At 66.8% G+C, this 7,085-nt stretch carries 2 protein-coding genes and 3 pseudogenes; 1 reads left to right on the forward strand and 4 read right to left on the reverse strand.

The features are described from left to right. From ACRDU5_RS13750 to ACRDU5_RS13760, 3 genes and pseudogenes are all read right to left on the reverse strand, one after another. A partial coding sequence (locus ACRDU5_RS13750; protein WP_526615123.1) for a recombinase family protein occupies positions 1 to 331 on the reverse strand: 331 nt, incomplete at its 3' end. A gap of 22 nt (positions 332 to 353) precedes the next feature. Then, positions 354 to 950 (reverse strand): annotated as a pseudogene (locus ACRDU5_RS13755) (DUF222 domain-containing protein); the annotation flags it as partial. Between the two features lie 34 nt (positions 951 to 984). After that, positions 985 to 4,257 (reverse strand): annotated as a pseudogene (locus tag ACRDU5_RS13760) (LuxR C-terminal-related transcriptional regulator). Between the two features lie 147 nt (positions 4,258 to 4,404). Here ACRDU5_RS13760 and ACRDU5_RS13765 point away from each other — a divergent pair. Beyond that, positions 4,405 to 5,604, forward strand: a complete 1,200-nt coding sequence (locus ACRDU5_RS13765) for a cytochrome P450 (RefSeq protein WP_526615124.1) — start codon at positions 4,405 to 4,407, stop codon at positions 5,602 to 5,604. Here ACRDU5_RS13765 and ACRDU5_RS13770 read toward each other — a convergent pair. Beyond that, positions 5,588 to 7,085: pseudogene (locus tag ACRDU5_RS13770) on the reverse strand (phospholipase D family protein); the annotation flags it as partial. The gene ACRDU5_RS13765 and the pseudogene ACRDU5_RS13770 overlap by 17 nt on opposite strands.

Genomic DNA, 7,085 nt, shown 5'->3' on the forward strand with positions numbered 1-7,085 from the left:
TCAGGTCCCCGGCGGTCACGGTGCGCAGCTGCACGCCGCGCTCGTCGGCAATGTCAATCACGCGTTCGAGGTCGCGCATCGACCGATAGAGCCGGTCAGGGTGCCAGCAGATCAGCGCGCCGAACTCGGCTCGCTTCATCGCGTCGAGCATGGCATCGAAGTCGGGCCGGTGCTTGCCGTTGTACGCGGAAATGTCGTTGTCGGTGTAGGTGGCTACGATGTCCCACCCCAACCGCTCGGCGAGCGCGGTGCAGTCGTCGAGCTGGCGGGCCACGCCGAGCGCTTCCCCGGTCTGGTCGTCGCTGATTCGGGTGTATATCGCGGTGCGCACGAGGTACAGTCTAGTGCATCATCTCAACATTCTTGTTCAATGCGGCGTACACACCGACGCCCTGGGCTACCGGCAATAGTGCCGTCACGTACGTCATGGTGTCCGGGGCGGGACGAATGGTCACCGTACGGTCGGACTCGGCCTTCGCGGCTCGGTCCACCACCGACTGCACGTCCAGCCGGCAGGCGATCTCTTTCGCCGCCGCTGTCACTCGCGCGTCGCCCATCCCGTCGAGTTTGGTGACGTCTGCGCACAATTCAGCGTCCAAGATCCGTCGGTCCTCGACATCGAGGCACGCCGACTCACGCACGATCAACGTGGCCCGCCACTCCGAGAGCGCGCCGCACTCCAACGCCGCCAGCGTGTGCGGCATCTCATGCACCAGGGCTTTCGCGAAGCCCAGATGCCGTCCACCGCGCGCCGGTGAATCCCGCCGCGCCAACGCCACCTCGCTGGCCACCCCACGACCCTGCTTGTCCCGAGGCACTCCGGCCGCCGCCTCGTCGGCGCGGCGCAACTCGTCCAACGCCGCGGCCGCGCGGGCCTGACCGGCCGCCGCCGCCGACTTCACCCGCTCCAACCGGCTGATTTCGTCAACCAGGGCTGACTGATCGAACATACATTCGACTATAGCCAGGGGCTCCGACAAATAGTTACGGGTGTAGCGCCGCTTCCTTGACCAGTTGAGTCCGCGACGAAAGGCCCAGCTTGGCGTACACGTGGGTGAGGTGGGTCTGTACCGTCCGCGGCGAGATGAACAGCCGGGTGGCGATGTCCCTATTGGCAAGTCCCTCACCCAGCAGCCGGACGACGTCGAGCTCGGTCGGCGTCAGCGACGCCCAGCCGCTCGAAGGCCGTTTGCGCTCGCCGCGACCGCGCTGCGCGTAGGCGATCACCTCCTCGATGGACAGCATCTCGCCGTCAGCCCATGCCGATTCGAAGTCATTGTCGCCCATCGCATCACGCAGAGCTTCAATACGGTCGTCGTGTCCTGACTGGTAGATCTTCCACCGCACCATGCCCATGCGTCGGCGGATGGCTTCGCTGGCGCCGAAGACGCGCGCGGCTTCAGAGTGTCTGCCTGATGCCCCGTCGACGGTGGCAATGCATTCGAGCATGTCCGGGACATCCAGGTACGCACGAAGCTCACCAGCGAGTGCGAGCGCCTGGTGCCCGTCACGTTCGGCCTGTTCGGGTTGACCCTGCGCGACCGCTATCCAGGCACGCGTCGCGAGGGCCCTGGCCAGGACCGAGCCGGTGGTGGCGGACGCCGCCTCGTCCGCAATCCTGCGTGCCTCGCGATTATCCCCACCGGCCAGCAACGACAACGCCACCAAGCTTGCGTTGTTGGTGACGACCTCCCGCTGATTAGCCATCAGCGGCGAGGCCTTTGCCATCGCATCGTTAGCGGCGTCGATGTCCGCCTCCGCGAGCGCGGCCACCGCCAATGCCATATAACCGACGCCATGCAGCAGGCCGCCGACCTGCGCCCCGTCCTCGATTCCCTCGTGCACCAGGGCTCGCGCCGACGCCGTGTCACCCTGATAAGCGAGCGCCCAGGCCTGGCACATCCGGCCCAGCACGCCCCAGATCAGATCCGCCGCCGCGCCGGCGTCGGCCGCGACCTCGCCGAATTGAGCAATGGAACCGGCGAGATCGCCCTGCCAGAGCTTGACCCACCCCAGGCACCAGCGACACTGACGCGACACAAACCGGTCACCGATCGACTCGGCGAAGTCCCGGCCCTCCTCGGCGGCTTCACCGGCGGCGCTCGGGTCCTCCATGATCGCGCCGTATGCCTGCCATCCGAGGATCTGACTGGCCCGCCAGATATCTCCCAGCTCCCGAGCGAGCCCAATCGCCTCGGCGAAGTATGGCCCGGCCACCTGGCGGCTGTGACCATTGATGCATCCGTTGGCGATCAGCGCGCGAAGCAGCAGTTCGGGGTTGTCTGCGGCACGGGCGATCGCCAACGCCTCCTCGGCCTGTTCCATGTTGGCCGTGTTGCCGATCCAGCCGTCAAGAATGGCCCTATCGGCGAGCGCGCGGGCACGGACTTCCGGCATCACATTGGTGCCGTCCACGTCGGCCAAGCCGGCGTTGAGCCAGGCCAAGCCTTCCTGGATGCGGGCGCGTACCAGCCAAAGCGCGTGCAGCGACGAGGCCAGTCTTAGCTGCTGGTTGCTGTCCGCGCACTCGCCACTCCACGTGAATGCCGCTCTGAGGTTGTCGATGTCAGCTTCGGCCCGATCCAGCAGTCCGGCTTGATTGATGCACTCCGGCCTGTCGAGCGTTGCCACCACCGCCACGTAGTGGTCGCGATGGCGAGTGCGCACTGTGTCGGCTTCGCCGGACTCGCCAAGTTTTTCCAATGCGTACTGGCGCACCGTCTCCAGCAGCCGGTAGCGAGTCTGATGCTGTGTTTCCTCGGCCACCACCAGTGACTTGTCCACGAGCAGTGTCAACTGATCGAGCACCTGGTAGCGCTCCACATCACCGCCGCCACCGACGACCTGCGCGGCATCGAGGTCGAAGCCGCCCATGAAGGCGGCGAGGCGCCGGAACAACACCCGCTCGGGCTCGGTCAACAACGCGTGCGACCAGTCGACGGACGCCCGCAACGTCTGTTGGCGCCGCACTGCGGTTCGGGAACCACCGGTCAACAGTCGGAATCGGTCGTGCAGGCTGGCCACGATCTCGTCCAACGACAGGGCACGCACCCGCGCCGCGGCGAGTTCGATGGCCAGCGGCATACCGTCGAGCCGTCTGCAGATCTCGGTCACTGCGGCGATGTTGTCCTCGCCCAGCTCGAAATTCGGGCGGACCCGCCTGGCGCGGTCGACGAACAATTCGATCGCCTCGTCGTGCAGTGACAGCGACGGGACGCGCCACGTCACCCCCCCGCAACGCCGATCGGTTCGCGACTGGTGGTCAGCGCCGTCAGCTCCTGACCAGCCCGCAGCAGCGCAGTAATCAAATCGGCACCGGCGTCGAGCAGATGCTCGCAGTTGTCCAGCACGATGAGCATCCGACGGCCACTGACGTAGCGCGTCAAGGCATCCAGTGTGGAACGGCCGGGCTGGTCAGGCAGACCAAGCGCACGAGCCACCGTGACCGGCACGACGTCGGCATCGGTGATCGGCGCGAGATCCACATAGCAGACACCGTCGGCGTAGTCGGCCGCGACCGCAGCGGCGATCTGCACGGCGAGACGAGTCTTGCCGGCACCGCCGGCGCCGGTCAGTGTCACCAACTGGTTTTCGCTGACGATGCTGCGCACCTCTTCGACCTGGGCGGCGCGGCCCACGAAGCTCGTCAGCTGGACTGGAAGGTTGTGATCGGCAACGGCTTTCGACGTGCGCAGCGGCGGGAAGTCGTTGCGGATGTCCGGATGGCACAGTTGCACAACGCGTTCCGGGCGAGGCAGATCGCGAAGCGGGTGAGTGCCAAGGTCGGTCAGCCACGCGCCCTCGGGGAGATGGTCAACGACCATAGACTCGGTCGCACCCGAAATCAGTGTCTGGCCGCCATGGCCCAGATCCCGAAGCCGGGCCGGTCCGGTTGATCGTGGGACCGATGTAGTTGCCCTCGTCGCGCAACTGAATCTCACCGGTGTTGACGCCGACGCGCAGCCGTATCGGCGCGAGGGGCGCGCGCTGTAGTGCCAGCGCGCACGCAACCGCGTCAGTGGCCCGCGCGAACGCCAATACGAAGCTGTCGCCCTCGCCCTGTTCCACCGGCCTCACACCGTCGTGGGCGACCACCAGCTCCGAGAGCGTGGCATCGAGTCGCGCGATCGCGCAGGCCATCTCCTCGGGCTGGGTCTCCCACAGCCGCGTCGAACCCTCGACGTCGGCAAGCAGCAACGTCACAGTTCCGGTCGGTAACGCGCTCACGCCAATATCGCTCCACTCGAGTTGGCTCATGCTAGCCAGCCTGCGACCTGCGAGTATGCAAAACATCAGCGAAACCGCGTATATCGGCACTGGGGTAGTCGACTACTCATCCCAGGCAACGCCCGGAGCGTGACGATCTTGATGGATGTTTCACTTCGGACTGAGGGGCCCTCAATGATGACCGAAAACCTTCCCACTCTCGACTACGAGCAGGCCGAAAGCCCCGACGAAGCCCACCGGCTCATCCGGAAGGCCCGCGAGCAAGCACCGATCGCGATGGGCGCACACGGGCCCGAAGTGCTGAGCTACGAACTAGTGCGAACCGTGCTGCGCGATGACCGGTTCGTGATTCCCCAGGGCTTCACCCTGCCGGCGCAGGGCATCACCTCGGGCCCACTGTGGGATCGGATGGTCAGAAGCCTGCTGAGCCTGGACGGCGCGGAGCACCACCGGCTGCGCCGACTGGTGTCGAAGGCGTTCACGCCCAAGGCGGCCGGGCGGCTGCGCTCGGCATGCGTTGACGTCATCTCCGAGCTGATCGACCCGCACACCGGCGTGGGCAGTTGCGACATGGTCGCGGATGTCGCCAGGCAGTATCCGATTCCGATCATCTCTTCACTGCTCGGTGCGCCGCGCCGGGATTGGCGCCGATTCTCGGACTGGGCCGACGACATCTTGAAGATCGTCAGTTGGAATGTCGCCGAGGATGAACCGGTCATCTTGGCGGCGTGGGAGCAGCTGGAGGACTACCTCGACAACATGATCGCCGACCGGCGCGGCTGTTTGACCGACGATCTGATCTCCGAGCTGATCCGCGCCGAGGTCGACGGGGACCGGTTGACTCATGACGAGATGGTGATGCTCGCCGGCACCATCCTGATGGCCGGGACCGACACCACCCGCAATCAACTGGCGGCCGCGGTGGAGGTGTTTTGCGACCATCCCGACCAGTGGGCGCTGCTGGCCGAAAACCCCGAGCTCGCCCCGAAGGCCGTCGAAGAGACGATGCGCTACTGGCCGATCGTCTTCACCGCGATGCGGGTGGCCGTCGAGGATGTCGACCTGGGCGGAGTGACGATTCCGGCGGGCTCAGTAGTCATCGCCAATACCGCGTCGGCCAACCGCGACCCCGCGGTTTACGAGAACCCGGACCGGCTGGACATCACCCGCGAGGGAGCGTCGGCGATGCTGAGCTTCGGCGGCGGCATCCACTACTGCCTCGGCGCTCACCTGGCCCGGGTCGAACTCGCCGAGGCCCTGGCGGTGATGGCGCGCCGGATGCCCGACATCGGGCGGGCCGGCGCCGTGCCGTGGAAGCCGATCGTCGGCGTCAGCGGTCCGCTGAGCCTGCCGGTCGCGTTCACCGCACACCCTTGATCCGCGCGCGATAGGACCGGCCGTCGGGGTCGTAGATCGCCCGGTACGCCGGCACCGCCCACAACCGGGTGAACCGCCCGAGCTTTTCAGGCTGATGTGGCCTTAGCCGGCCCGGCGGTCGGGGGCCCTTGCGGCCGTTGGCATGCCAGGCATCCAGCTCGTTCGCCGACTCCTGTACGGCCTCGACAACCGTCTCCAGGTCGACCAGCCCGTCGTCCTCGCTGCCGTCGGGCGCGGTCCAGGTGCTCGCGCAAAAGCCTCAGCCTCAGGTCGCGCGCGAACTGCTCGTCGGTGTCCAACACGGCGCAGGACAGTTCGCTGTCGTGCGTCCACGACCGTCGGTTGAAGTTGTCGCTGCCCACCGAGGCCCAGATGTCGTCGATGACGCACACTTTCGCGTGCACGTACACCGGTGTGCCCTCATGGTTCTCGACGTCGAAGATGTGCACCCGCTGCGGGCTGGCGCTGCGGCACGCCTCGATCGCCTGCTGACGACCGACGAGGTTGGGCGGCAACGCAAGTCGCCCGTCGACATCCGGGTATCGCGGTACCACCGCAACCAGGTGCAGGTCCGGGTTTTCGGCAAGTGCGCTCGCGAACAGGTCGGCCACGTGCTTGGACCACAGGTATTGGTCCTCCAGATAGATCAGCCGCTTGGCGCGCCGCAGTGCCTTGGTGTAACCGCGGGCGATGCTGCGTTCCCCGTGCGGCGCGAAGTCGTACTCGAAGTGCGCGTCGGGATAGGTGCGCAGCACCTGCACCGCGTGCGGCCCGCACGGCGGCGGGTCCGGCGGCTGCTCCGGTAGCGGCCCCGGCGTCAGGTCGGCGCCACGCAGCTTGTCGGAGATCCAGGCGATCGGAGAGAGCATGTCCAGCGGTGCGGGATCGTTCCACCGCTCCCGGAACGTGGTGTCCAGCGCGCCGACCACCGGGCCCTGCAGCCGAAGCTGCACGTCGTGCCACGGCGGGCGTTCGCCGTAGTGCTTCGACATCCGCATCGCCTGTTTATCGCCGCCGTGGGACTCGTCGTCGCGGCGGGAGTGGCACAAGTTGATGCCACCGGCGAATCCGACGTCGCGTTCGGGTGCCTCGCGGTGCCGGATGACCACCAGCTTCTGGTGCTGCGAGCCGCCCAACCGGACGCGCTGGTCGAGCAGCACCTCGCCCCCCGCGCGCTCGATCGCGTCGCCGAGGTGCTGGTTCTCTTCCTCGCTGTAGGCGAATTTGTCCAGGTGCGAGCGCCACATCAGCCCCTTGACGACGACCCCGCGCTTGGCCGCGTTGCAGAACAGCTCGCTGATGGTCGGGCCGTCGTCGCGCAGCTTCTCGTCCGGGTTGCCGCGCCAGTCGGTGAAGAACAAGTAATCGCCCCCGCCGAGGGCTTCGACCTCGGTGACCAGCCGGTCGAAGTAGGTCGCGCCGTGAATCAGCGGTTCGGCGCGATTCCCCACGCACCAGGTGGGAATCGTGCTGGCCGGGTT

Origin of the sequence: Mycobacterium sp., from assembly GCF_050701515.1 — a bacterium.
GTDB lineage: Bacteria > Actinomycetota > Actinomycetes > Mycobacteriales > Mycobacteriaceae > Mycobacterium.

Excerpts from the sequence above, each read along its gene's own strand:
- ACRDU5_RS13765 (WP_526615124.1), top strand. The coding sequence starts at position 4,405 with ATGACCGAAAACCTTCCCACTCTCGACTACGAGCAGGCCGAAAGCCCC.